This is a genomic window from Streptomyces sp. NPDC056628 (genome assembly GCF_042792555.1).
In the GTDB taxonomy this organism is placed as follows: Bacteria; Actinomycetota; Actinomycetes; order Streptomycetales; family Streptomycetaceae; genus Streptomyces.
Map to the genome: position 1 here is coordinate 130,242 of NZ_JBHTWG010000010.1, position 22,581 is coordinate 152,822.

At 73.8% G+C, this 22,581-nt stretch carries 22 protein-coding genes, 1 pseudogene and 1 riboswitch; of the genes and pseudogenes, 12 read left to right on the forward strand and 11 right to left on the reverse strand.

The window, feature by feature from the left end:
• The first annotated feature begins 184 nt into the window (after positions 1–184).
• Together ACFRAC_RS15895 and ACFRAC_RS15900 are read left to right on the forward strand one after the other, a co-directional pair.
• A complete protein-coding gene (locus tag ACFRAC_RS15895; protein ID WP_382924472.1) occupies positions 185–1,348 on the forward strand; it encodes a hypothetical protein in 1,164 nt (387 codons plus the stop codon).
• Positions 1,349–1,443: 95 nt separating this feature from the next.
• On the forward strand, positions 1,444–1,611 hold the full coding sequence (locus ACFRAC_RS15900; protein WP_382924473.1) for a hypothetical protein: 168 nt from the start codon (positions 1,444–1,446) through the stop codon (positions 1,609–1,611).
• Positions 1,612–1,693: 82 nt separating this feature from the next.
• On the opposite strand, the gene ACFRAC_RS15905 is transcribed toward ACFRAC_RS15900, so the two are convergent.
• The 3 genes from ACFRAC_RS15905 to ACFRAC_RS15915 are packed head-to-tail and all read right to left on the reverse strand — an operon-like array spanning position 1,694 to position 4,640.
• A complete protein-coding gene (locus ACFRAC_RS15905; RefSeq protein ID WP_382924474.1) occupies positions 1,694–2,632 on the reverse strand; it encodes a 3-oxoacyl-ACP reductase in 939 nt (312 codons plus the stop codon).
• A gap of 26 nt (positions 2,633–2,658) precedes the next feature.
• Positions 2,659–3,741 (reverse strand): Zn-dependent alcohol dehydrogenase, encoded by a 1,083-nt coding sequence (locus ACFRAC_RS15910; RefSeq protein ID WP_382924475.1) that lies wholly within the window; start codon positions 3,739–3,741, stop codon positions 2,659–2,661.
• Positions 3,742–3,782: 41 nt separating this feature from the next.
• The gene (locus tag ACFRAC_RS15915) at positions 3,783–4,640 is read right to left on the reverse strand and encodes a MaoC/PaaZ C-terminal domain-containing protein (RefSeq protein ID WP_382924476.1); all 858 of its coding nucleotides are present in this window, start codon (positions 4,638–4,640) and stop codon (positions 3,783–3,785) included.
• 442 nt (positions 4,641–5,082) lie between these two features.
• Between ACFRAC_RS15915 and ACFRAC_RS15920 the strand changes: the two genes are divergently transcribed.
• Together ACFRAC_RS15920 and ACFRAC_RS15925 are read left to right on the forward strand one after the other, a co-directional pair.
• Positions 5,083–6,198, forward strand: coding sequence for a sensor histidine kinase (locus ACFRAC_RS15920; protein WP_382924535.1), 1,116 nt, complete (start codon positions 5,083–5,085; stop codon positions 6,196–6,198).
• 275 nt (positions 6,199–6,473) lie between these two features.
• Positions 6,474–7,106 (forward strand): response regulator, encoded by a 633-nt coding sequence (locus ACFRAC_RS15925; RefSeq protein ID WP_382924536.1) that lies wholly within the window; start codon positions 6,474–6,476, stop codon positions 7,104–7,106.
• Between the two features lie 32 nt (positions 7,107–7,138).
• Here the strand turns inward: ACFRAC_RS15925 and ACFRAC_RS15930 are convergent, their stop codons facing one another.
• Both ACFRAC_RS15930 and ACFRAC_RS15935 read right to left on the reverse strand, forming a co-directional pair.
• A complete protein-coding gene (locus tag ACFRAC_RS15930; protein WP_382924477.1) occupies positions 7,139–8,050 on the reverse strand; it encodes a hypothetical protein in 912 nt (303 codons plus the stop codon).
• The gene (locus ACFRAC_RS15935) at positions 8,047–8,589 is read right to left on the reverse strand and encodes a SigE family RNA polymerase sigma factor (protein ID WP_382924478.1); all 543 of its coding nucleotides are present in this window, start codon (positions 8,587–8,589) and stop codon (positions 8,047–8,049) included. Before ACFRAC_RS15935 ends, ACFRAC_RS15930 begins: the two co-directional genes overlap by 4 nt.
• Positions 8,590–8,751: 162 nt before the next feature.
• On the opposite strand from ACFRAC_RS15935, the gene ACFRAC_RS15940 reads away from it, so the two are divergent.
• The 6 genes from ACFRAC_RS15940 (at position 8,752) to ACFRAC_RS15965 (ending at position 14,569) form a co-directional block, all read left to right on the forward strand.
• Positions 8,752–10,494, forward strand: a complete 1,743-nt coding sequence (locus ACFRAC_RS15940) for an MFS transporter (protein WP_382924479.1) — start codon at positions 8,752–8,754, stop codon at positions 10,492–10,494.
• Between the two features lie 100 nt (positions 10,495–10,594).
• Positions 10,595–11,245: a class I SAM-dependent methyltransferase gene (locus tag ACFRAC_RS15945; protein ID WP_382924480.1), complete on the forward strand. Its 651-nt coding sequence runs from the start codon at positions 10,595–10,597 to the stop codon at positions 11,243–11,245.
• A gap of 46 nt (positions 11,246–11,291) precedes the next feature.
• A complete protein-coding gene (locus tag ACFRAC_RS15950) occupies positions 11,292–12,215 on the forward strand; it encodes an N-acetylmuramoyl-L-alanine amidase (protein ID WP_382924481.1) in 924 nt (307 codons plus the stop codon).
• A 164-nt stretch (positions 12,216–12,379) separates the two neighbouring features.
• A complete protein-coding gene (locus tag ACFRAC_RS15955; protein ID WP_382924482.1) occupies positions 12,380–13,126 on the forward strand; it encodes a DUF5336 domain-containing protein in 747 nt (248 codons plus the stop codon).
• 93 nt (positions 13,127–13,219) lie between these two features.
• Positions 13,220–14,230 carry an LLM class F420-dependent oxidoreductase gene (locus ACFRAC_RS15960; protein WP_382924483.1) on the forward strand — a complete coding sequence of 337 codons (1,011 nt, stop codon included), beginning with the start codon at positions 13,220–13,222 and terminating at the stop codon, positions 14,228–14,230.
• Positions 14,231–14,275: 45 nt separating this feature from the next.
• The gene (locus ACFRAC_RS15965) at positions 14,276–14,569 is read left to right on the forward strand and encodes a hypothetical protein (protein ID WP_361343901.1); all 294 of its coding nucleotides are present in this window, start codon (positions 14,276–14,278) and stop codon (positions 14,567–14,569) included.
• A 16-nt stretch (positions 14,570–14,585) separates the two neighbouring features.
• Here the strand turns inward: ACFRAC_RS15965 and ACFRAC_RS15970 are convergent, their stop codons facing one another.
• Genes ACFRAC_RS15970 through ACFRAC_RS15980 form a run of 3 tightly spaced genes read right to left on the reverse strand, consistent with a single transcriptional unit; the run spans position 14,586 to position 17,817 of the window.
• A complete protein-coding gene (locus ACFRAC_RS15970; RefSeq protein WP_382924484.1) occupies positions 14,586–15,656 on the reverse strand; it encodes a prenyltransferase/squalene oxidase repeat-containing protein in 1,071 nt (356 codons plus the stop codon).
• The gene (locus ACFRAC_RS15975; protein ID WP_382924485.1) at positions 15,653–16,387 is read right to left on the reverse strand and encodes a class I SAM-dependent methyltransferase; all 735 of its coding nucleotides are present in this window, start codon (positions 16,385–16,387) and stop codon (positions 15,653–15,655) included. Before ACFRAC_RS15975 ends, ACFRAC_RS15970 begins: the two co-directional genes overlap by 4 nt.
• On the reverse strand, positions 16,381–17,817 hold the full coding sequence (locus ACFRAC_RS15980; protein ID WP_382924486.1) for a glycosyltransferase family 4 protein: 1,437 nt from the start codon (positions 17,815–17,817) through the stop codon (positions 16,381–16,383). The genes ACFRAC_RS15975 and ACFRAC_RS15980 overlap by 7 nt, the downstream gene beginning before the upstream one ends.
• Before the next feature lie 209 nt (positions 17,818–18,026).
• Between ACFRAC_RS15980 and ACFRAC_RS15985 the strand changes: the two genes are divergently transcribed.
• Positions 18,027–18,653 carry a TetR family transcriptional regulator gene (locus tag ACFRAC_RS15985; protein ID WP_382924487.1) on the forward strand — a complete coding sequence of 209 codons (627 nt, stop codon included), beginning with the start codon at positions 18,027–18,029 and terminating at the stop codon, positions 18,651–18,653.
• A 1-nt stretch (position 18,654) separates the two neighbouring features.
• Here ACFRAC_RS15985 and ACFRAC_RS15990 read toward each other — a convergent pair whose 3' ends face one another.
• Positions 18,655–18,888, reverse strand: coding sequence for a ferredoxin (locus ACFRAC_RS15990; RefSeq protein WP_382924488.1), 234 nt, complete (start codon positions 18,886–18,888; stop codon positions 18,655–18,657).
• Between the two features lie 2 nt (positions 18,889–18,890).
• Entirely contained in the window at positions 18,891–20,348 is a 1,458-nt protein-coding gene (locus tag ACFRAC_RS15995) for an aldehyde dehydrogenase (protein WP_382924489.1), read from the reverse strand.
• Positions 20,349–20,623: 275 nt separating this feature from the next.
• Here ACFRAC_RS15995 and ACFRAC_RS16000 point away from each other — a divergent pair, with 275 nt between their 5' ends.
• Positions 20,624–21,652, forward strand: coding sequence for an MBL fold metallo-hydrolase (locus tag ACFRAC_RS16000; RefSeq protein WP_382924537.1), 1,029 nt, complete (start codon positions 20,624–20,626; stop codon positions 21,650–21,652).
• Positions 21,653–21,655: 3 nt separating this feature from the next.
• Here ACFRAC_RS16000 and ACFRAC_RS16005 read toward each other — a convergent pair.
• Positions 21,656–22,307 (reverse strand): annotated as a pseudogene (locus tag ACFRAC_RS16005) (phosphotransferase).
• Between the two features lie 108 nt (positions 22,308–22,415).
• Positions 22,416–22,513: riboswitch (cobalamin riboswitch) on the forward strand.
• Positions 22,514–22,581: the final 68 nt, after the last annotated feature.

Consider the following 22,581-nt stretch of genomic DNA (forward strand, 5'->3'; position numbering starts at 1 on the left):
CCGCGCCCGCCATTCGGGCCGGTCGCGCGGGTCCTCCCCCGCCGCGGGCGGCGCCGTCCAGCACACCGGTCCCCGTTTCCTCAGGCGAATCGTTCCTGTGCCACCCCTTTGTGTGAAGCGCAACCCGGCCCGCGCCTCGTCTGTGCGGGCGAAAACTAGCGTCGTGACCGGAGGTGACCGGACCATGACGGCCTGTGCGATCGAGTCCGCGGAGTCCGACAACGGCGACACGCCTCGGGCGGAGTGCGTCATCACCGCGGACGGCTCCTACGCCGCCCGCCTCGCGCTGGACGGCGACTGCTGGTTCCCGGAGCGCTGGACCCTGGACGGCCCCGAGCCCTACGCCGTGCCCCTGCCCGGCCATCAGCCGGAGGAGCCGGGCACGGAGGTGCAGCCGATGGGCGACGGGCGGGTCCTCGTCCGCCGCCCGACCGACGGACGCCATGTCTTCTCCCTGCTGTACCCCACCGGCCCCGGCACCGGAGAGCTGCTGCTGGGCGCGGTCGAGTGCCCGGACGACGGGACCCGGCTGCGGATGCTGCCGCCGGCCCCGGGCGGTGAGCGGGCGTACGCGCTGGCGGTGGGGCGGCGCTCCAGCACGGTGTGGCGGGTGGCGGGCGGCGCCTTCGGGCCGGAGCGGCTCGCGCAGATCCCGGGGCGCTGTTCGGGCGGGGTGTGGCTGGACCGGGAGGGGCGGATGCTCGCCCTCGACCGGGAGTCCGGCGGGCGGACGAAGGCCGTCGTGGTGGATCTGGAGCGGGACGGCGAGGTGTCGCCGCTGCTGCAGATCACGACGGACAGCGACGACCGGCTCCTGCTCGCCGACCCGGACAGCGGGCTGCTGCTGATCCGCTCGGACGCCCCCTCTCCGGGGCGGCCGAGGCTCGGCTGGGGCGTCCTCGGCAGCACCCTGCCGGTGCGCTTCCCGGAATCGCTGCGGATGCCGGACTGCGAGCTCACGCCGTTCGCGATCCAGCCGGGCCAGGTGCTGACGCCGGAGAGCTGCGGGGTGGCGCTGCGCGTCGACGGGCCGGTGGCCTGTTGGGTCGGGGTGTGGCGGCCCGCCGAGCGGACCGTCCGTCACTTCGCGTCTCCCGTGGGCTGGTTGACGGGTACCGGGGTGTGGACCCGGGAGGGCGAGCTGCGGCTGCCGTACGCCACCGCGGACGTCCCGTGCGGGGTGGCCCGGGTGGAGGCGCCGGCCGCCCCGGTGGAGGCGGACGGGGACCCTCGCCCGGAGCCGGAACCGGAGCCGTCACCGGCCGCCGAAACGGACGCTCCAGGCCCTGTCGTGGCGCGTCCCGTGCCCCTGCAGCAAGCGCCCTTGGGCGGTCTTGTAACGAAGTAGTGCCGGTCGGCGCGACGCGTGGATCGGGCCCTAGCGGGGTTGGTTAGACTCACCCGGCTGTTGGAAAGATCATGTTTACGGGGTGAACCTTACCGATGAGCAACGCCACCACGACCCAGCCGTCGTCCGAGGTCCAGGAGGCCGCCGGTCACGGCCGGCACCGGGGCCCGGTCTCGGCCAGTGACGTCTCGGCGATCGACCACCAGGCGGCCCCCCGCGGCCGTCACCGCAAGCCGGTCGAGGAGAACGGGACGGCGGCCTGACGCCGCACCGGCCACAGCGTACGGCCCCGGTCCTCCCGGAGGACCGGGGCCGTACCCCTGTCCGGACGTCCCCTGACGTGCGCTAGCCGCGCCGCAGGCCCAGCACCTCGGCCGCCGCGAACGTCTCGCCGGCCGGCCGGCCCGCGAAGTACCCGGTGAGCAGGGCGTCCAGCTCGTCGTGGGTGAACGCCTCCTGCTTGCTGTCGAACTTGGCCGCCACCCTGGGCCGTTCCACGACCGCCACCATGCCGCCGTGGACGACGAGGAGTTGCCCGGTGATGTGGGCTGCGGCCGGGGACGCCAGATACCCGACGAGCGGGGCCACATGCTCGGGCGCGAGCGGGTCGAGCCCCTCCTCGGGCGGGGCGAGCCCGGCGAAGACGTCCTCGGTCATCCGGGTGCGGGCGCGCGGGCAGATGGCGTTGACGGTGACGCCGTACTTGCCGAGCGCGAGCGCGGTGGACGTGGTGAGCCCGACGATCCCGCCCTTGGCCGCCGCGTAGTTGGGCTGCCCGGCGGACCCGGCGAGGAACGCCTCCGAGGACGTGTTCACGATCCGCCCGTACACCGGTGTGCCGGTCGCCTTGGCCCGCTCCCGCCAGTGGGCGGCGGCATGCCGGACCGTGTTGAAGTGGCCCTTGAGGTGGACCCGGACCACCGCGTCCCACTCCTCCTCCGCCATGGAGAAGACCATGCGGTCGCGCAGGATGCCCGCGTTGTTCACCAGTACGTCCAGCGACCCGAACTCGGCGATCGCCGTGGTGACCAGCCCGCCCGCCTGCTCGAAATCGGCGACGTCCCCGGTGTGGGCGACGGCCCGGCCGCCCGCCGCGCGGATCTCGGCGGCCACCTCCTCGGCGGGCCCGGCCGACGCGGCGCCGGTGCCGTCCCGGCCGGGCTGCCCGTGGTCGTTGACGACGACGGCCGCGCCCAGCCGGGCCAGCTCCCGTGCCTCGGCGCGGCCCAGGCCGCGGCCCGCGCCCGTGACGATCGCCGTGCGCCCCTCCAGTGGCAGTGACATCGGCGCCCCTTCCACGGCCGGTGGGTTCAGATCTCGATGCAGGTGCGCAGCGCGCTGCCGGTCCGCATGTGGTCCAGCGCCTCGTTGATCTCGGACAGCGGCACCCGGTGGGTGATCAGGCCCGCGAGGTCGATGCGGCCCGCCCGCCACAGCGCGATGGCCCGTTCGTACGAGCGCAGGACGTCACCGCCGCCGTACAGGGACGGCAGGATGCGCTTCTCGTCGAAGAACAGCTCGAACATGGTGAGCTGGAGGACGTCGTCCATGGCCCCGGCGCCGACGATCACCAGCGTGCCGCCGCGCCGTGTCGACTCGTACGCCGTGCGGGCCGTGGCCGACCTGCCGACGACCTCGAAGACGTAGTCGAATCCCTCGCCCGCCGTGATCTGCTGCTTGGCGTCCGCCAGTTGGTCGGGGGCCACGGCCCGGGTGGCCCCGAACCGCAGCGCGGCCTCACGGCGGGCGGCGACCGGGTCCACGGCGACGATCTCGGCGGCGCCCTTCAGCCGCGCGCCCTGGATCGCGGAGACGCCGACGCCTCCGCAGCCGATCACGGCGACCGACGAACCGGCCTGCAGGTCGGCCGTGTTGAGGGCCGCGCCGAGCCCGGTGGTGACGCCGCAGCCGATCAGCGCGGCGATGTCGAAGGGCACGTCGTCGGGGATGGGCACCGCGCAGCCGGCGTCGACGACGACCTCCTCGGCGAAGGTGCCGGTGCCGGTGCCGGCGAAGCCGAACACGTCGCCGCCGGGCCGCCGGAAGTTGGGGGTGCCCGCGTTCATGAACCCGGCCAGGCACAGCTCGGTCTGGCCGCGCCGGCACGCCGGGCAGGCGCCGCAGGCGGGCAGCCAGCACAGGACGACCCGGTCGCCGGGCCGCAGGCCGCGGACGCCCTCCCCGACGTCGAGGATCTCCCCGGCGCCCTCGTGCCCGGGGACGAAGGGCGCCGGCTGGGGCAGTACCCCGGACATCGCGGACAGGTCCGAGTGGCACAGCCCGGTGGCCCGGACCCGGACCCTCACCTTGCCGGGGCCGAAGCCCACCGCCTCGACGTCGTCGAGGACCTCGAGCTTGTCCTGGCCGGTCTCGTGCAGGACGGCTGCGCGCATCGTGCGGCTCCCCTCGGGCGGGCTGGCGTGGCTGGGACGGGTCAGGTGTGGTCCACGGTCGTGTCGGTGAGGACGGGTGCGTCGTTCCGGTCGGCCGCGCTCACGGCGACGCGCACGGAGCCCTCCCCGGACCAGGCGCGGATGCGCAGGGTCTCGCCCGGGTAGGCGACCCCGGCGAAACGGGTGCGGTAGGAGCGCACACGGGTCACGTCGCCGTCGAGCAGGGTGTCGACGACCGCCTTGAGCGTGATGCCGTAGGTGCACAGCCCGTGCAGGATGGGCCGGTCGAACCCGGCGCGCTTGGCGAAGTCCGGGTCGGCGTGCAGCGGGTTCCAGTCGCCGGAGAGGCGGTAGAGCAGCGCCTGGTCCTCGCGGAGCGGCCGTTCCAGGACGCGGTCCGGCTCCCCGGTGGGCGGCTCGGGGCGGGCCGAGGGGCCGCGGTCGCCGCCGAAGCCGCCCTCCCCGCGGATGAAGATCTCGGCGTCGTTGGTCCACAGCGGCCCGTCGGCGTCCGCCACGTCGGTGCGCAGCACCAGGACGGCCGCCTTCCCCTTGTCGTAGAGGCCGGCGATCCGGTGGACGGCGGTGGCCGTGCCCTCGGCCGGGAGGGGGCGGTGGACGGTGAGGTGCTGGCCGCCGTGCAGGACGCGGGCGAGGTCGACCTCGATGCCGGGCATGGACAGTCCGCCGATGACGCCGGGCGCCCCGGACCCGGCGACGGTGGCGAAGCTGGGCAGCACGTGCAGCCTCGACTCCAGGGTGTAGCGCAGTTCGCCGGGGTCGGTGGCGGGGACACCGGCGCCGATGCCGAGGTGGTAGAGCTGGACGTCCTTGGAGTTCCAGGAGATCCCGCCGGTCCGGGGTCCGGCGGCGAGGGCCTTGGCTGCGTCGATGGGCATACGGCTCCTGACAGTGACGGCCGGCGGGGGCGGCGGACCGCGCGCGGGGTCGTGCGGGGCGGGTCGAGACCCCGGTACGGCCGTCCGCACCGTCGGCCGCACCGAGGTCGTCACGGGGCCGCGGAACCCGCCGGTTCTAGAACGCGTTCCAGTGCGGCGCCCTCTGTATAGCCGAGGCCCCGCCACTTGTGAAGACTCCTGACGTCGCGTCAGACGGGTGCGTCGCCGCCGTGGACCGGCACCCGGGACATTCGTCCTGCCGGACGCCGGACACCCGCCCCTGCCGGACGGCCGCCCGAGTCCGTACCGTCGAGGACATCGGACGTCGGCGGCAGGGGACACGGACATGGCCTGGTTGTTCAAGCACCATGGGACCTCGTGCGCGCCCGCCCGGGAGGAGACGCGCGCGCCGAACGGCTACAGCCTGCTGCCGTGGCTGCTCATGGGCCTGGGCTCCCTCTCCAACCTCTTCCAGGGCGAGACCGCGGACCCCTTGATCGGCGGGCTGGGGCTGCTGACGTTCAACTCGCTGTACGTCTACGTCGCGTTCCGCTCCTTCGTGAAGGAGACCCGGGAGGCGCTCTCGACCAGGGTGGCCCTGGTGCTCATGACCGGGGTGACCTGTGCCCTGGCGCTGGCCTACGGCGGCACCTGGCTGCTGTTCTTCCCCCTGCTCGGGCTGGCCACCGGCGCGGCCGTGCGCTTCCCGCACCTGCGCCTGACCGGGGTGGCCCTGGGTGTGCTGGCCGGTGCGGTGGCCGTCTCCCGCGACGGCTGGGGCGGACTCGGCATCGCCTACGCCACCTGGATCTCGACCATGGTGACGGCGGCGATCCTGTCGCTCTCGGACGCCGTACGGCAGCTGCGGGCCGCCCGCGAGGAGCTGGCGCACCGGGCCGTCGAGCAGGAGCGGCTGCGCTTCTCCCGCGATCTGCACGACCTCCTCGGGCACACGCTGTCGGTGATCGTGGTGAAGGCCGAGGCGGCCCGGCGGCTGACCACCCGGGACGTGGACGCGGCACAGGCGCAGCTCGCCGACATCGAGTCGGTCGGCCGGCAGGCGCTCACGGAGATCCGCGAGGCCGTGACCGGCTACCGGCAGGGCAGCCTGAGCCGGGAGATCGACGGCGCGGTCTCGGCGCTGCGGGCGGCCGGCGTCGACCCGGTCGTACGCCGCTCGGGGCCGCCGCTCGCCCCGCAGACGGAGGCCCTGCTGGGTTGGGTGGTGCGGGAGGCGGCCACGAACGTCGTCCGGCACAGCGCCGCGAACCGCTGCGAGATCGCCGTGAGCGGTGACGGTGAGCGCGCGCGGCTGACGGTGACGGACGACGGCCGCGGCGGCGACCGCCCTCGGACCGCCGGAGGCACGGGCCTGCGGGGGCTCGCCGAGCGCCTGGCGACCGCCGGGGGCACGCTGACGGCCGGGGCGGAGCGCGACGGGTTCGTGGTGACGGCGGAACTTCCCGCGAACCCGGACGAGCCGGGGCACACGGTCCGGCCCACGGACGCCACGGACGCGGGTGACGCTCCGGTCGCCGCCGGGACGCTCAACCGGTGACGGAAGCCGGGCGCGGGGGCGTCGCGGGGACCGCCGGACTTCCCGGGGACGCGACGAGCCGGGGCACACGGTCCGGCCGACAGGCGCCACCGACGCGGGCGACACTCCGGTCACCGCCTACCCCCGGGCCCACTGAACCGGTGCCGGGGAGTGACCGTGACGGGCGCGGAGGCGGCGCGGGCCCCATTCCTCACGCTGCCGCCCCCGGCCCGCTCTCCCCCGTCACGGCCGGTGCCTTCGGCCGCCCGCCCTCCTACGCTGGGGCCGTGAACGAGATGCCGCGGGATCGCCGGCCCGGGAAACACATCCGGGTGCTGCTCGCCGAGGACCAGGGCATGATGCGCGGGGCGCTCGCCCTGCTCCTCGGGATGGAGCCGGACATCGAGGTGGTGGCGCAGGTGTCGGCCGGTGACACGATCGTGGACGCCGCCCTCACGCACCGGCCCGACGTGGCCCTCCTCGACATCGAACTGCCGGGCCTGAGCGGCCTGGACGCCGCCGCCGAGCTGCGCGACCAGGTACCCGGGTGCCGGGTGCTGATCCTGACGACGTTCGGCCGCCCCGGCTATCTGCGGCGGGCCATGGAGGCCGGTGCCGCCGGCTTCCTGGTCAAGGACGGGCCCGTGGAGGATCTGGCGGTCGCCGTCCGCCGGGTGCTGACCGGCGAGACGGTGATCGATCCGGCCCTCGCCGCGGCCGCCCTCAGCGCGGGTCCCAACCCGCTCACCGCACGGGAGCGCGACGTGCTGAACGCCTCGTCGGACGGCGCCACGGTCGCCGACGTCTCCGCCCGGCTCCATCTGTCGGAGTCGACGGTCCGCAACTACCTGTCCTCGGCCATCGGCAAGACGGGCACGCGCAACCGGACGGAGGCGCTGCGCGAGGCACGGCAGCAGGGGTGGCTGTGACCGGGCCGCCGTGCCCCCGCAACCGCCCGCCGCTACTCGGTGACCGCCACGGACCCGAACGCCGTGCCCGGGGGGGCCAGACACGTGAACCAGGCCGCCGGTGAGCCCTCCACCACCCGGATCAGCGGGTCGGCGCCGCCCATGTCGACCGACTTCGTGGGGGTGGGCCCGCCGGCCGCCTCGAGGAACGACGGCACCTCGGTCGTCGTACCGTCCTTCCAGGTGCAGGTGACCTTCCGGGCGTCCAGGGCGACCTTGCCGACGACGAGCCGTTGGGCGCCGCCGGCGCCCTTCGCGCCGGGCTTCAGCGGCAGCGCGACGGCCTCGACGTCGTCGCCGGACGAGCGGTCCCCGTCGGTGAACGCGCCCTCGCTGACGACGCGTGCCGTGCCCGGCTCGCCGTACTCGCGCAGCACGAAGTAGGAGCTCCTGCCGACGAGGTCGGCGGCGTCGTCCACGTCCGCCGGCCGCTGCCCGAAGGAGCGCATCGCGGCGAGCTCGGCGGCGGCCTGGCGCTCGGTGCGCGGGGCGTCCCAGAGGTCGAGGAGGACCCGCCACTTCGTGCCGTGGTCGGTCCCGCTCGCGAGCAGGGTCCGCGAGGGCGTGCGCACGTCCGGGCCGGGGGGCGGGGGCGGGGTGGCCGGGCCGGCGGCCACCGAGGAGTCCCCGGAGCCGTCCGCCGCGGGCAGCCCGGCCACCGCGAGGGTGCCGGCCGAGGCGGCCAGGGCCAGGGCGGTCGCCGTCGCCGCCGCCCAGCGGCGGGCCTTGCGGCGGCGTCCGCCCCGCAGGACCGCCGCATACGGGGCGGCACCGACGTCGACGCCGTCCGTGGCGCCGGCGAGCAGCAGTGCGATGTCGGAGGGGGTGAGGCCGGAGTCCGCCGGGTCGTGGACGGTCAGGCCGTGGATCGTCATGTGGTGGTTCGTCTCCCGCTTCGCGCTCATCGGCTCCGCCCTCCCTGCGTGACCGTCTCCGCCAGTCCCGGCAGGGCGCGGAGTTTCGCGATGCCCTTGGCCGCATTGCTCTTCACGGTGCCGACGGAGCAGCCCATCGCCTCGGCCGTCTGTGTCTCGGTCAGGTCCTCCCAGTAACGCAGCACGACGGCCTCCCGCTGCCGGGGCGGCAGTTGGGCCAGCGCCGCCAGCAGGGCGCCGCGGTCGTCGGCCTGGGCGATGCGGTCACCGCTGTCCGGCACCTCGCGGGCCAGGCCCGAGTCGTCCTTCGGCGCCAGGAACTCCCTGAGCCGCCGCCGGTGTCTGCGCGCGTGCGCGTTGATCATCACGCGCCGTACATAGGCTTCCGGGTCGTCGGCCGTCCCCACCCTGCGCCAGGCCACGTAGGCCTGTTCCAGCGTCGTCTGTGTCAGGTCCTCCGCGGCGTGCTGCTCGCCGGTGAGGAGAAAGGCCGTCCGCAGCAGGCGTGGCCAGCGGCTGGTGACGAATCTCTGGAACTCCGCGTCCCGGACCGCCTTGCGATCCCCCATGGGCACCTCCTTGATGTCCGAAGGAGTCCATGAGCCCCTGGAACCGTTGCCTCCCGGCCCGCACGGATTTTGGCAGCCCCCTCTCTCAAGAGAAGGTCAAGATTTCGTTAGTGTGCCAAAGCATCGGAATAGTTGCCCGGGCAGACGGAGTTCGACGTACACATGACACGAACGAGCATCGAACGGCCCGCCGGCAGAGCGACCTCCGGAGCCGTGGTCCCCGTCCTGGCCTTCGCGGGCATCGTGGTCGCGGTGATGCAGACGCTGCTCGTCCCGATCATCAAGGACCTGCCGCAGCTACTGGACACGACGCCCGGCAACGCCACCTGGGTACTGACCTCGACCCTGCTCTCCGGCGCCGTCGCCACCCCGATCATGGGCCGTCTCGGCGACCTCTTCGGCAAGCGGCGCATGCTGATAGCCAGCCTCTCCGTGATGGTGGCCGGCGCCCTGCTCAGCGCCGTCACCAGCGCCCTGCTCCCCATGATCGTCGGCCGTACCCTCCAGGGCTTCGCGATGGGCGCCATCCCGCTCGGCATCGGCCTGATGCGGGACATGCTGCCCCGCGAGCGGCTCGGCTCGGCGATGGCCCTGATGAGCTCCTCGATCGGCGTCGGCGGCGGTCTGGCCCTGCCGGCCGCGGCCCTGGTCGCCCAGCACGCCAGCTGGCACGCCCTCTTCTACGGCGCCGCCGCCCTCGGCGTCCTCTCCATCGGCCTGACCCTCCTCGTCGTCCCCGAGTCCGAGGCCCGCGCGGCGGGCACCTTCGACCTCCCGGGGGCGCTCGGCCTCTCCGCGGGTCTCGTACTGTTCCTGCTGCCCATCACCAAGGGCAGCGACTGGGGCTGGACGTCCGGCATGACACTCGGGCTGTTCGGCGCCGCGGCGGCCGTCCTGCTCCTGTGGGGCGTGTACGAGCTGCGCATCAAGGCGCCGCTGGTCGACCTGCGCACCACCGCCCGCCCGGCCGTCCTGTTCACCAACCTCACGTCGATCATGGTCGGCGTCAGCTTCTACGTCGTCTCGCTGGTCCTCCCCCAGCTGCTCCAGCTGCCGACGGCGACCGGCTACGGCCTCGGCCAGTCGATGGTCGTGGCGGGCCTGCTCGTCGCCCCGCTCGGCCTGACCATGATGGTCACCGCCCCGGTCTACGCCCGTCTGTCCGCGCGGTACGGCCCCAAGACCACCCTCATCCTCGGCATGCTGATCATCGCGATCGGCTACGGCGCCGGTCTCGGCCTGATGAGCGCGGCGTGGCAGAGCCTGGTGATCTCGGTGGTGCTCGGCGCGGGCATCGGGCTCGCGTACTCCTCGCTGCCCGCGCTGATCGTCGGCGCGGTGCCGGCCTCGGAGACGGGCGCGGCGAACGGCCTGAACACCCTGATGCGGTCCATCGGCACGTCCGTGTCCAGCGCCGTCATCGGCATGGTGCTGGCGAACACCGCGAACGACGCCGGCGGGGTGGCGGTGCCCTCCCTGCACGGCTTCCGGCTGTCCTTCCTCATCGCGACCGGCGCCGTCGTCCTCGGCCTCGCGTTCGCCCTGCTCCTGCCCCGGCAGCGCCCCTCCGGCCACCCGCAGCTGCGCGCCAGCAGCGAGGAGGACGCCAACCTGGAGCGCGCCGAGGAGGCCCTGCGCGGCTTCCGCGGGCGCGTCCTGGACGCGGCCGGAACCCCGGTGGCCCGCGCCAAGGTCACCCTGATCGACCGCCGCGGCCGGCAGGCGGGCGCCGCGCTCTCCGCAGAGGACGGCAGCTACGCCCTCACCGTCCCCAACCGGGGCGCCTACGTCCTGGCCGCCCGCGCCGAGGGGCACGCGCCGCTCGCCTCGTCGGCCACGCATCCCGGCGAGGACGGCGCGGTGGACGTCGACCTGGCGCTGCCGGGCGAGGCCGTCACCGCCTGACACCCGCCTCCCCGGCCCGCCCGCACCCCCCGTCGCCCAGGTGGCGGGGGGTGTGGTGCACCATGGGCGCCCATACGGTCGTACGACGGAGAGGACCCCCATGGCCCCCGCCCCCCAGCCCGACATCCTGGCCGCCTTCGAGGCCGCGAAGGGCTTCATGCCCACGGGTGAGGGCCTGGCCCTGTACGCGGCGGCCGTCGAGTCCGGACGGCTGGGGCTCCCCCTGCTGGAGGTCGGCACGTACTGCGGGCGCTCCACGATCCTGCTCGCCGACGCGGCCCGCGCGGCCGGGGTGACGGCCCTCACGGTCGACCACCACCGCGGCAGCGAGGAGCAGCAGCCCGGCTGGGAGTACCACGACCCGGAGACCGTCGACCCCGAACTCGGCCTGATGGACACCCTGCCGACGTTCCGCCGCACCCTGCACCGGGCGGGCCTGGAGGACCACGTGGTCGCACTGGTGGGCCGCTCCCCGCAGGTCGCGAAGGTCTGGGGCACGCCCCTCGGCCTGGTCTTCATCGACGGCGGTCACACCGACGAGCACGCGAACGCCGACTACGAGGGCTGGGCCCCGCATGTGGCCGAGGGCGGCCTGCTCGTCATCCACGACGTGTTCCCGGACCCGGCCGACGAGTTCACCGGCCAGGCGCCGTACCGCGTCTACCTGCGGGCCCTCGCCTCAGGCGCCTTCACGGAGGTGTCGGCGACCGACTCGCTGCGGGTGCTGCGACGGACGGGTGACGGCCTCTGATGCGCCGCGACGGCACGGCCCGGACCCGGCCCGTAAGGTGGCAGGCGTGTCGTACCTAGGTCCGGACTTCGATCCTCCGCAGCCCCGCCGCGGCCGTCGCCGCGCCCTGACCGTGGCCGCCGCCGCCCTCGTCCCGGGGGCCCTGCTCGGGTGGCTGGTGTACGCGACGGTGGGCGACGGCGGAGGCGGTTCCGGTGAGGCGGCGGTACGTCCGTCGCCCGCGAACACCCGGCCGGCGGCCTCCTCCACGCACGACGACGAGAAGCCGGGCCCGGCCCCATCCGCCCCGGGCACCGGCCCGCTCGCGGGCAAGGTCGTCGTCGTCGACCCGGGCCACAACCCCGGCAACTTCCGCCACACGGCCGAGATCAACCGCCAGGTGGACATCGGCACGAACCGCAAGGAGTGCGACACGACGGGGACGGCCACCAACGCGGGTTACGCGGAGGCCGAGTTCACGCTCGACGTCGCGCGCCGGATGCGCACGCTGCTGGAGAAGCAGGGCGCAACGGTGAAGTTCACCCAGGACGGCGACCGGCCGTGGGGCCCCTGCGTGGACGAGCGGGCCCGGATCGGCAACAAGGCGCACGCGGACGCCGTCGTCTCGATCCACGCGGACGGCGCGGGCGCCGGGCAGCGCGGCTTCCACGTCATCCTGCCCGGCAAGGTGTCCAAGGGCGACGCGAACACCGGCCCGATCGTCGCCCCGTCGCGGGCCCTCGGCGAGCGCGTCGCGGGCGCGTTCGTCCGCGTGACCGGAAGCGCGCCCTCCAACTACGTCGGCGACGGCACCGGTCTCGTCACGCGTCAGGACCTCGGCGGTCTCAATCTGTCAACGGTTCCCAAGGTGTTCATCGAGTGCGGCAACATGCGCGATAGCAAGGACGCGGCACTGCTCACCAGCGGCGCCTGGCGCCAGAAGGCGGCGCAGGGAATCTCTGAGGGAATCGTGAGTTTCCTGCGAGGGTAGGGGTCTTGGGGTTGATCCCGGCGGACAGCCTCGTCGGACGGACGATAAGGTCGTCCTTACGATGAGGGGCCACCCCCGCGCTTCACACCGCGGCCAGACGGCGACATGGTGACAGCGGCGCCTCCAACGATGCCGATGTTGAGACGACTGACGAAGGACCTGAAGTGAATATCCGCTCCCTCACTCGAGGCGACGGCGTGGTGATCGGAGCAGCGGTATTGCTGTTCATCGCGTCGTTCCTCGATATTGTCGGCTGCAGTGGCAGCTTTTGCAGTTCCGTCGAGCTTCCCAACTCCTGGGACAACCTCGGGCTCGGTATCGGCACCTACTTGGGCGGCGTGATCGGCGCCGGCCTCGTCGTGGTCGGTCGGCTGCTGCCTCAGCCCCGGAAGGTCGCCGGCCTCGACCTCGGGCAGGTCGGTGTCGCCCTCAGCATCTCCTCGGCGTGGGTCCTTCTGTGGTACCTGATCGACGCCGACAAGGCCGGCGCCGGTCTCATCCTCGGCTTCCTCGCCGCCCTGATCCTCGCCGCCGCCGCCGTCGCGACGCCGCTCGTGCCGGCGCTGCAGGCCGCGCTCGTGCCGGCGCCGCGTCCGGCCGCGCCGCAGCCCTACGGCGGGCAGCCGCAGGCCGGTTACGGCTACCCGGGTGCGCCGGGGCAGCAGCAGCCGCCGTTCGGGGGCGGTCAGCCGCAGGCGCCCGCGCCGGCCGGTGACTTCTCCCCGTTCTGGTTCGCCGTACCGGTGGCGCGCCCCCTCTTCCCGGAGGACGGCTCGCCCAACCCGATCGCCGAACTGGCGCCGGGCACCTGGTACCTGGCCGTCGAGCAGCGCGGCGCGGCCCTGGTCGCGCAGACGCAGGACGGCCGCCGCGGTGTCCTCCAGGACACGAGCGGCATCCAGCGCGGCTGAGCCCCGACGCCGTACGACGGCCCCTCGCCCTTCCGGGTGGGGGGCCGTTGCCGTACCCTCGCCCCTTGGCTGACGGACCGTCAGGAGGCTGGTATGCGGCTCGGGCTCGCTCTCGGATACTGGGGCCGCGGCCCCTCCGCCGGCCACGTGCCGCTCGCCGTGGAGGCCGAGCGCCTTGGTTATGCCACGGTGTGGACGGCGGAGTCCTGGGGGTCCGACGCCTTCACGCCGCTGACCTGGATCGCCGCGCGCACGTCGAGGATCGGGCTGGGGACGGCCGTCGCGCAGATGGCCGCCCGCTCCCCCACGGCCACCGCGATGCACGCCCTGACCCTGGATCACCTCTCGGGCGGACGGGTGCTGCTGGGGCTCGGGCTGTCGGGGCCGCAGGTGGTGGAGGGGTGGTACGGGCGGCCGTTCCCCGCCTCGCCGCTGACCGCGACCCGCGAGTACGTCGACGTCGTACGGCAGGTGCTGCGGCGCGAGGCTCCGGTGGAACTCGACGGGCGGTTCCACGCGCACCCGTACCGCGGTCCGGACGCCACCGGCCTCGGCAGGGCCCTGAAGCCGATCACCCACCCGCTCCGTGCCGATCTGCCCGTCCTGCTCGGCGCCGAGGGGCCGAAGAACGTGGCGCAGACGGTGCGGATCGCGGACGGGTGGCTGCCGCTGTACTGGTCGCCGAGCAGGCCCGGGGTGTACGGGGACGCGGTGCGCGACCTCCCGCCCGGGTTCCGGATCGCCCCGCTGGCCCAGGTGCGGGTCTGCGACGACGTGGCCGAGGGACTGCTCCCGGTGAAGGCCATGCTCGGGTTCTACATCGGCGGCATGGGCCACGCGGCCCGCAACTTCCACGCCGACCTCATGGCGCGCATGGGGTACGAGGAGGAGTCCCGGCGCGTCCAGCGCCTGTTCCTGGAGGGGCGCAGGGAGGAGGCCGTGCGGGCGGTGCCCGACGCCTTCGCCGACGAGATCTCCCTGGTCGGTCCGCGGGAACGGATCAGGGAACGCCTGGAGTTGTGGCGTGCGGGACCGGTGACGGATCTGCTGGCGCTGGCCCCGGACCCGCACACCCTGCGGGTGCTGGCCGAAATCAACTCATAGGCACGGGCCGGGTTTCAAGCCGGGTTCAGGGGTCAAGCGAGGAGCATGTCCCCTAGATATCGCAACGGTGCGAACCAGGCCGGCACGGTCATTGCGATCGTCGCCGATGTCATGGCCCTCATCCTGGGCCTGTGGATCCTCATGTACCTGCTGGGGGCCAACCCCGGCAACGACTTCGTGCAGTTCGTCCACGACGCCGCCCGCTGGCTGGCGGGCTGGTCGCACGATCTGTTCACCTTCGACGAGGAGTGGGCCCGCGTGGTCGCCGGGTACGGCCTGGCCGCCGTGGTCTACCTGTTCGTCGGGCACGCCATCGCCGGCCGGGTGCACCGGCACTGACACCCGGCTCCGGCGGTCAGGCGCAGCAGTCCGGGTCCAGGCCGGCCGGCAGGCGGTCCCCGCCGAACACCGCGCAGGTGGCCTCGTGGCCGCCGAGCGCGGCGACGGCCAGCAGGACGGATCCCGCTGTCCACGTGGTGAGTTCACGCGGCCAGATGGCGTCGTCCTCGAAGACGTACCCCGTCCAGTACAGGCCGCTCTCGGCGTCCCGCAGATGCTGGATGGACTGGAGGATCTCCAGCGCACGGTCGGACTCGCCCATCGCCCACAGCGCGAGGGCGAGTTCGGCGGACTCGCCGCCGGTGACCCACGGGTTGGGCACGACGCACCGCACCCCGAGGCCGGGCACGACGAACCGGCCCCAGCCCTCGCGCATCCGGGCCTCGGCCGCGGCGCCGGTGAGCGCCCCGCCGAGCACCGGGTAGTACCAGTCCATCGAGTAGCGGTTCTTGTCCAGGAACCGCTCGGGGTGCCGGCGGATGGCGTGGCGCAGCGCGCCCGCCGCGAGCTCCCAGTCCGGCTGGGGCTCCTCCCGCTGCTCGGCGATGGCCAGCGCGCACCGCAGCGCGTGGTGGATCGAGGAGGAGCCGGTGAGCAGGGCGTCCTCGGTGGGGGTGCCGTCGTCGTCGCGCCGCCAGCCGATCTCCCCGCCCGGCTGCTGGAGCCGCAGCACGAACTCGATCGCCGCGTACACGCTGGGCCACATGCGGTCCAGGAACGTGTCGTCGCCCGTGGACAGGTAGTGGTGCCAGACGCCCACCGCCACGTAGGCGACGAAGTTGGTCTCGCGCCCGGAGTCGGTGACGTCGTCGTGGGCGCCGTCGCGGTAGGCGGCGTACCAGGAGCCGTCGTCGTTCTGGTGGGTGGCCAGCCAGGTGTACGCCCGCTCGGCGGCGGTGTGTTCCCCGGCGGCGTCCAGCGCCATGGCGGCCTCGACGTGGTCCCACGGGTCCAGGTGGTGTCCGCGGAACCACGGGATCGCCCCGTCCTCCCGCTGTACCGCGAGGATGCCGGCCACGGTCGCGGCGGCCTGCTCGGCGGTGAGGACCCCGGTCAGGACGAGGTGTTCTGTCCGGGGAGTGGTCACCGCGCGTCCACCCGGGGCAGGTGCGGCTTGGTCGCGTACGCCACGAAGCTCTTGCCTATCAGCGGGTTCAGCGCCTGCTCGGCGACCCGGGTGGCCAGCGGCTTCTTCATGATGTCCCAGACGAGGAGCTTGTGGTACGCCTTCACCGGCAGCGCCTTGTCGTTGTCCACGCCGAACGCGCACTTCAGCCACCAGTAGGGGGAGTGCAGCGCGTGGGCGTGGTGGGTGCCGTACGGCCTCAGGCCCGCCTCGCGGATCTTCGCGAGCAGTTCGTCCGCCTTGTAGATGCGGATGTGGCCGCCCTCGACCTCGTGGTAGGCGTCGGACAGCGCCCAGCAGACCTTCTCGGGGCCGTAGCGCGGGACGGTGACGGCGATGCGCCCGCCGGGCTTGAGGACCCGGACCATCTCGGCGAGGACGCCCTTGTCGTCGGGGATGTGCTCCATGACCTCGGAGATGATCACGACGTCGAAGGACTCGTCCGGGAAGGGCAGCGCGAGGGCGTCGCCCTCCATGGCGGTGGCGGTGGCGCCCTCGGGGGCCTCGCCGGCCTCCTTCATCGCCGCGAACCACTTCGCGACCTCGCGGATCTCCTCGCCGTTCTGGTCCAGCGCGACGACCTGGGCGCCGCGCCGGTAGCACTCGAACGCGTGCCGTCCGGCACCGCAGCCGAGGTCCAGAACACGGTCGCCCGGGGCGAGCGGGAACCGGGAGAAGTCGACGGTCAGCACGTGGCCCTGCTTTCGGTGTCGGCGCCCTCGACGAGGGGGGAGGTCGTGGCGGTGACGGGTGGGGTCGTGGAGCGGAGAGGGGCGGCCGGGACGGTGTCCGCGGCCGTGGCGCGGGGGCGCCGGCCGGCGGCGATCGCCTCGCGGTACCGGGCCACCGTGCCCTCGGCGGCCTTGGCCCAGGTGAAGTGCTCGAGCACCCGCTCGCGTCCGGCCGCTCCGAGCCGGTCGCGCAGGCCGGCGTCGCCCAGCAGCCGGGTCAGGCCGGCGGCCAGCGCGCCGGAGTCGCCGGGCGGCACCGCGAGGCAGGTCTCGCCGTCGCGTCCGGCGACCTCGGGGATCGCCCCGCCGGTCGTGGCGACCAGGGGGGTGCCGGTGGCCATGGCCTCGGCGGCGGGCAGCGAGAAGCCCTCGTACAGCGACGGCACGCAGGCCACCTCCGCCGAGCGGACCAGGTCGACGAGTTCGGCGTCGGAGATGCCCTTGACGAAGTCGACGGCGCCTTCGAGGCCGTAGCGCTCGACGGCCCGGGCGACCGGGCCCTCCTCGGGGCGCTTGCCGACGACGACGAGATGGGCGTCGGGGTGTTCGGTGCGGACCTTGGCGAGCGCCTCGACGAGGAACACCAGGCCCTTCAGCGGGACGTCGGCGCTGGACGTCGTCACGATCCGGCCGGGCACCCGGCGCACCGACGGGTCCGGTGAGAACAGGCCGGTGTCGGCGCCGATGTGGACGACGTGGACGCGGTCCTGCCGTACGCCGAGGTCGTCGACGATCTCGCGGCGGGAGGTGCCGGAGACGGTGAGGACGGACGGCAGGCAGCGCGCGACCCGCTTCTGCATCCGGGTGAAGGCGTACCACCGGCGTACCGACATCCGCCGCTGCCAGGTCGTGGCGGCCTCCAGCTCCAGCCGGCGGTCCACGGTGATGGGATGGTGGATGGTGGTGACGAGGGGGGCGCCGACGTCGCCGAGGAGGCCGTAGCCGAGGGTCTGGTTGTCGTGCACGACGTCGAAGTCGCCGCGGCGGGCGCGCAGCAGGCGGCGGGCGCGCAGCGAGAACGTCAGCGGCTCGGGGAAACCGCCGGTCCACATGGTCGCCACCTCCAGCGCGTCGACCCAGTCGCGGTACTCGCCGCGCTTCGGCGTGCGGAAGGGGTCCGGCTGGCGGTAGAGGTCGAGGCTGGGCAGCTCGGTGAGGGTGAGGCGGCCCGCGTAGTCCTCGTGCTCGTCGAGCACGGGGTAGGGCTGGGAGCCGATGACCTCGACGCGGTGGCCGAGGCGGGCGAGTTCGCGGGAGAGGTGCCGGACGTAGACGCCCTGGCCACCGCAGAACGGGTTCCCCTTGTAGGTGAGGAGCGCGATGTCGAGCGGTCGCCCGCCGTCGGCGGCAAGGTCCGTCGGAGACCCGGCCTCCCTGGCCTCAGCGGTCACTCCGGGCCCCCTTCTCCCTGCTCTGCCCCGCGAGGTTACGCCGGGACGCTAATCTAGAACAAGTTTCAGACTTGATCGTTCAGGAGGCTCTGAATCTACCGGCAGGTAGAGCCGCTGTGAGCGATGGATCAGGTGATTCACGCCACGGCGGACCCCTGGCATGCTCTGTCCGGTCACCCACCCTCACCGACTGTCACGGAACGGGATCCATGCCTGCGGAAGTCAGTAGCGCGAACCCCTCCTCACCGCCTCTCACCGAGCGGCAGGAGGCCCGCCGCCGACGCATCCTGCACGCCAGCGCGCAGCTCGCGAGCCGGGGCGGCTTCGACGCCGTGCAGATGCGCGAGGTCGCGGAGTCCTCCCAGGTGGCGCTCGGCACGCTGTACCGCTACTTCCCGTCCAAGGTGCATCTGCTGGTCGCCACGATGCAGGCGCAGTTGGAGCACATGCACGGCACGCTGCGCAAGAAGCCGCCGCAGGGCGCGACGGCGGCCGAACGGGTCGCGGAGACCCTGATGCGGGCGTTCCGCGCCCTCCAGCGCGAGCCGCATCTGGCGGACGCGATGGTGCGGGCGCTGACGTTCGCGGACCGCAGCGTGTCCCCCGAGGTCGACCAGGTCTCCCGCCAGACCACGATGATCATCCTGGACGCGATGGGTCTGGAGGACCCGACGCCGCAGCAGTTGTCCGCCGTCCGCGTCATCGAGCACACCTGGCACTCGGCCCTGATCACCTGGCTGTCGGGGCGTGCCTCGATCGCCCAGGTGAAGATCGACATCGAGACGGTGTGCCGGCTGATCGACCTGACGGCCCCCGAGGAGCCGCGGCGCCGCTGAGCTACTCCTCGGGCGGGAAGACGGGCTCCCCGGTGCCCAGCAGGGTGATCGCGATGGCCTCCACGGGGCAGCTCTCGGCCGCCGCGAGGACCGACTCGTCGGCGTCGGTCTCGGGGTCGGCCGGATGGGACTGGCGGGCGCCGTCGAGCCGGAAGGCGCCGGGGGCGTGGTGGAGGCACTGGGCGGAGCCGACGCACAGCGACCGGTCGACCTCGACGTGCCAGCGGTCGCCCATCCTCAGGCCTCCCCGCCGGCGGGCAGGTGGATCATCTTGTGCTCCAGGTACGCGCCGAACCCCTCGGGCCCGAACTCCCGCCCCAGCCCGGAGTTCTTGTAACCGCCGAAGGGGCCCAGCATGTCCAGGCTGAAGGTGTTGACGGAGTAGGTCCCGGTGCGCACCTGCCGGGCGACCTCGATGCCGCGCTCGACGTCGCCGGTCCACACGCTTCCGGACAGCCCGTAGTCCGAGTCGTTGGCGATCGTGACGGCCTCGTCCTGGTCGCCGTAGGGCAGCAGGCAGATGACCGGGCCGAAGATCTCCTCGCGGGCGACGCGCATGGAGTTGTCGACGTCGCCGAAGAGGGTCGGCTCGACGTACCAGCCCTTCTCCAGGCCCGCGGGGCGTCCACCGCCGGTGAGGATCTTCGCGCCCTCCTCCTGCCCGACGCGTATGTAGTCGAGGCTGCGCCGCTGCTGGCGCCGCGCCACCAGCGGCCCGACCTGGGTCGCGGGGTCCAGCGGGTCGCCGACCACGAGGGCGCCGGCCGCGGCGGCGAACGCCTCGGCGAACTCGTCGTAGCGGGAGCGCGGGAGCAGGATGCGCGTCTGGGCCACGCACGCCTGGCCGTTGTTCATCCAGGCGGCCGGGACCACTCCCGCCACCGTCGCCTCGACGTCCGCGTCGGGCAGGACCACGGCCGCCGACTTGCCGCCGAGTTCCAGGGTGACGCGGGTGAGGTTGCGGGCGGCGACCTCCATGACGCGCTTGCCGGCGGCGACGGAGCCGGTGAAGGAGACCTTGTCGACGCCGGGGTGCCCGACCAGGTGCTCACCGACCTCGCGGTCGGCGGGCAGGATGGACAGCACGCCCTCGGGCAGCCCGGCCTCGGCCGCGATCTCGGCCAGCAGATAGGCGTCGAGCGGGGACTCGGGGGACGGCTTGAGGACGACCGCGCAGCCGGCGAGCAGGGCGGGCGCGAGCTTGGCGGCGGCGACGAACTGCGGGACGTTCCAGGGGACGACGGCCGCCACGACCCCGACCGGCTCGCGGCGCACGAGGATCCGGCCGAGGACGCCGTCGCGCGGCTCCTCGTAGGGGAAGCCGCGTGCGACGGTGATCGCCGCGTCCCACACCATCATCGCGCCGAGGGCCTGGGCGAGGACACTCCAGGAGTACGGGGAGCCGTTCTGGGCGGAGATGACGCGGGCGATCTCGTCGTGCCGGGCGGCGATCCCGTCCTTGATGCGGCTGACGACCTCGATGCGCTCCTCGAGGCTCGTCCGGGGCCATGGCCCGTCGTCGAAGGCCCGGCGCGCCGCGCCGACGGCCCGGTCCACATCGGCCCGGGAGGCGTGCGGCACCCGGCCGATGACCTCCTCCGTGTGCGGCGAGACCACCTCGATGACGTCCCCGCCCAGCGGGTCGGCCCACTGCCCGCCGATGAACAGCCGTCCGTGTTCCACGAGTTCGGTCATGACCGACTGCCTCCCCGGAGCCGCACCTGGACGCGCCTGACGCACTGACGGCCCGGCCCACCGGCCCTGACGGCCCATCAGATACAGGGAACTGATACCAGTTCCACCCCGAGGAGTCCACGGAGCGTGCACGACCGGCCGCCCCCCGGCGCACGCGCCTTCCCCGTCACCTGCGGGCCCGGTGGATGACTCGGGCTCCCATCGGAACTCGTTCTAGTTATCATGGCCGGGCGGCCGGTCCGTGCCGCGCGACGGTCGCGGCGATGGGGGAGCCCATGACGCAGGTGTACGACCACGGCGGCGGGGTGCGGTCCCTCCGGGTGCCGATCCCGGACAACCCCCTCGGCCACACCCTCGTGCACGTCGTCGACACCGACCGCGGTCCCGTGCTCGTCGACACCGGCTGGGACGACCCGGACTCCTGGGACACCCTCACCGACGGCCTCGCGGTCTGCGGCACCGCGCCCGGTGAGATCCACGGGGTGGTGATCACCCATCACCACCCGGACCACCACGGCCTGTCCGGCCGGGTGCGCGAGGCGTCCGGCGCCTGGATCGCGATGCACGCGGCGGACGCGGCGATCGTCCGGCGCACCCGGTCGACGCGCCCCGAGACGTGGCGCGCGTACATGGCCGACAAGCTCGCGGCGGCCGGCGCCCCCGAGGAGCACGTGGCCCCTCTGCGCGGCGCCCGCCGCCCCGGCTCGCTGCCGGGCTTCTCCCCCGCCGACCCCGACCGGGAGATCGTCCCCGGCGACCTGCTGGACCTGCCGGGCCGCCGGCTGCGCGCGGTCTGGACGCCGGGCCACACCCCGGGCCATGTCTGCCTGCACCTGGAGGAGGACCACCCGGCCGGGCTGCCCGGCCACGGCCGGCTGTTCTCCGGCGACCACCTGCTGCCCGGGATCACCCCGCACATCGGCCTGTACGAGGACCCCGACGACACCACGGCCACCGATCCCCTAGGCGACTACCTGGCCTCCCTGGAGCGCGTCGCCGCCCTCCGCCCCGCCGAGGTGCTGCCCGCGCACCAGCACGCGTTCACCGACGCGCCCGCGCGCGTACGGGACCTGCTCGCCCACCACGAGGCGCGGCTGACCGGTCTGCTGGCGCTGCTCACCACCCCGCTGACGCCGTGGCAGCTCGCCGAGCGCATGGAGTGGAACCGCCCCTGGGAGCAGATCCCGCCGGGCTCGCGCACCATCGCGGTCGCGGAGGCGGAGGCGCATCTGCGCCGCCTGGTGAAGCTGGGCCGGGCGGAGGCGATGGCGGGGAGCGAACCGGTGGCGTACGTGGCGGTCTGAGACCTAGGCGGGCACCACCGTGCGGATCAGCTTCTCGGCGGCGCCGAGGAGCCCGGTCTCCCGCTCGGTCATCGTCGGGTTGGCCGCCCGGTCGCGCAGGGCCTGACCGAGGCCGGCCTCGGTGCGGTCCGAGGGGTCGGCCGGCAGGGCGGCCAGGAGCGCGTGCGGCCTCGGCGAGACTTCCGTCACCGACCGCGGCCTGCGCGAGGATCACCGCGGAGGAGCCCCAGTCGAGGCCGGGGTCGCCGTCGCGGGCGTTGCTCCAGTCGATGACGAACGGCCCGTCGCGGGTGAGGATCACGTTGTCGGGGTGCAGGTCCGGGTGGAGGACACGGGTCTCCGGCCGGTGCCCGGGCAGGCCGTGCAGCCGGCGCAGCGGGCGGGCGAGCTCCGCACCCGCCTCGTCCGGGGTGAGCGTGCCCTCGATGAGCGCGCCCGGCATCGTCGGTCCCGTCAGGCGCTCCCTCACCAGCTCGGTCCGCGAGGAGCCGTCGGGGCGGACCCGGGGCGCCGGGTAGCCGTGGCCGCGGACGTGCGCCGTCACCTCGCCGTCGGCGAGCGCGTCGCCGTGTCCCTCCCGGTCCCGGCGCAGCACCCAGTGCCGGTCGATCTCGTACACGTCGGCGGTCCGCCCCGAACCGATCAGTCGCCCCACTGTCCGGCCCCCCTCGTGTCGGCAGGACGGTACCCGGTGCGAGGTGCCCCGGAGGGCCCGGGTTACGGGCGGGTAGAGTGGCCCGGTCGTCATCACACACCCGTTCGGGGGAAAGCCGGTGCAACTCCGGCGCTGACCCGCAACCGTGAACCGGTCCCGCATCCCCGCCTCCCGTGGCGGACGGTCCGAGGCCGGTGAGCCGGACCGCCCTGGACGGATCGTGACCGGCTCACGTGTCCCGGCAGCCTGCCGGAGCACGGCACCGTCGAGGTAT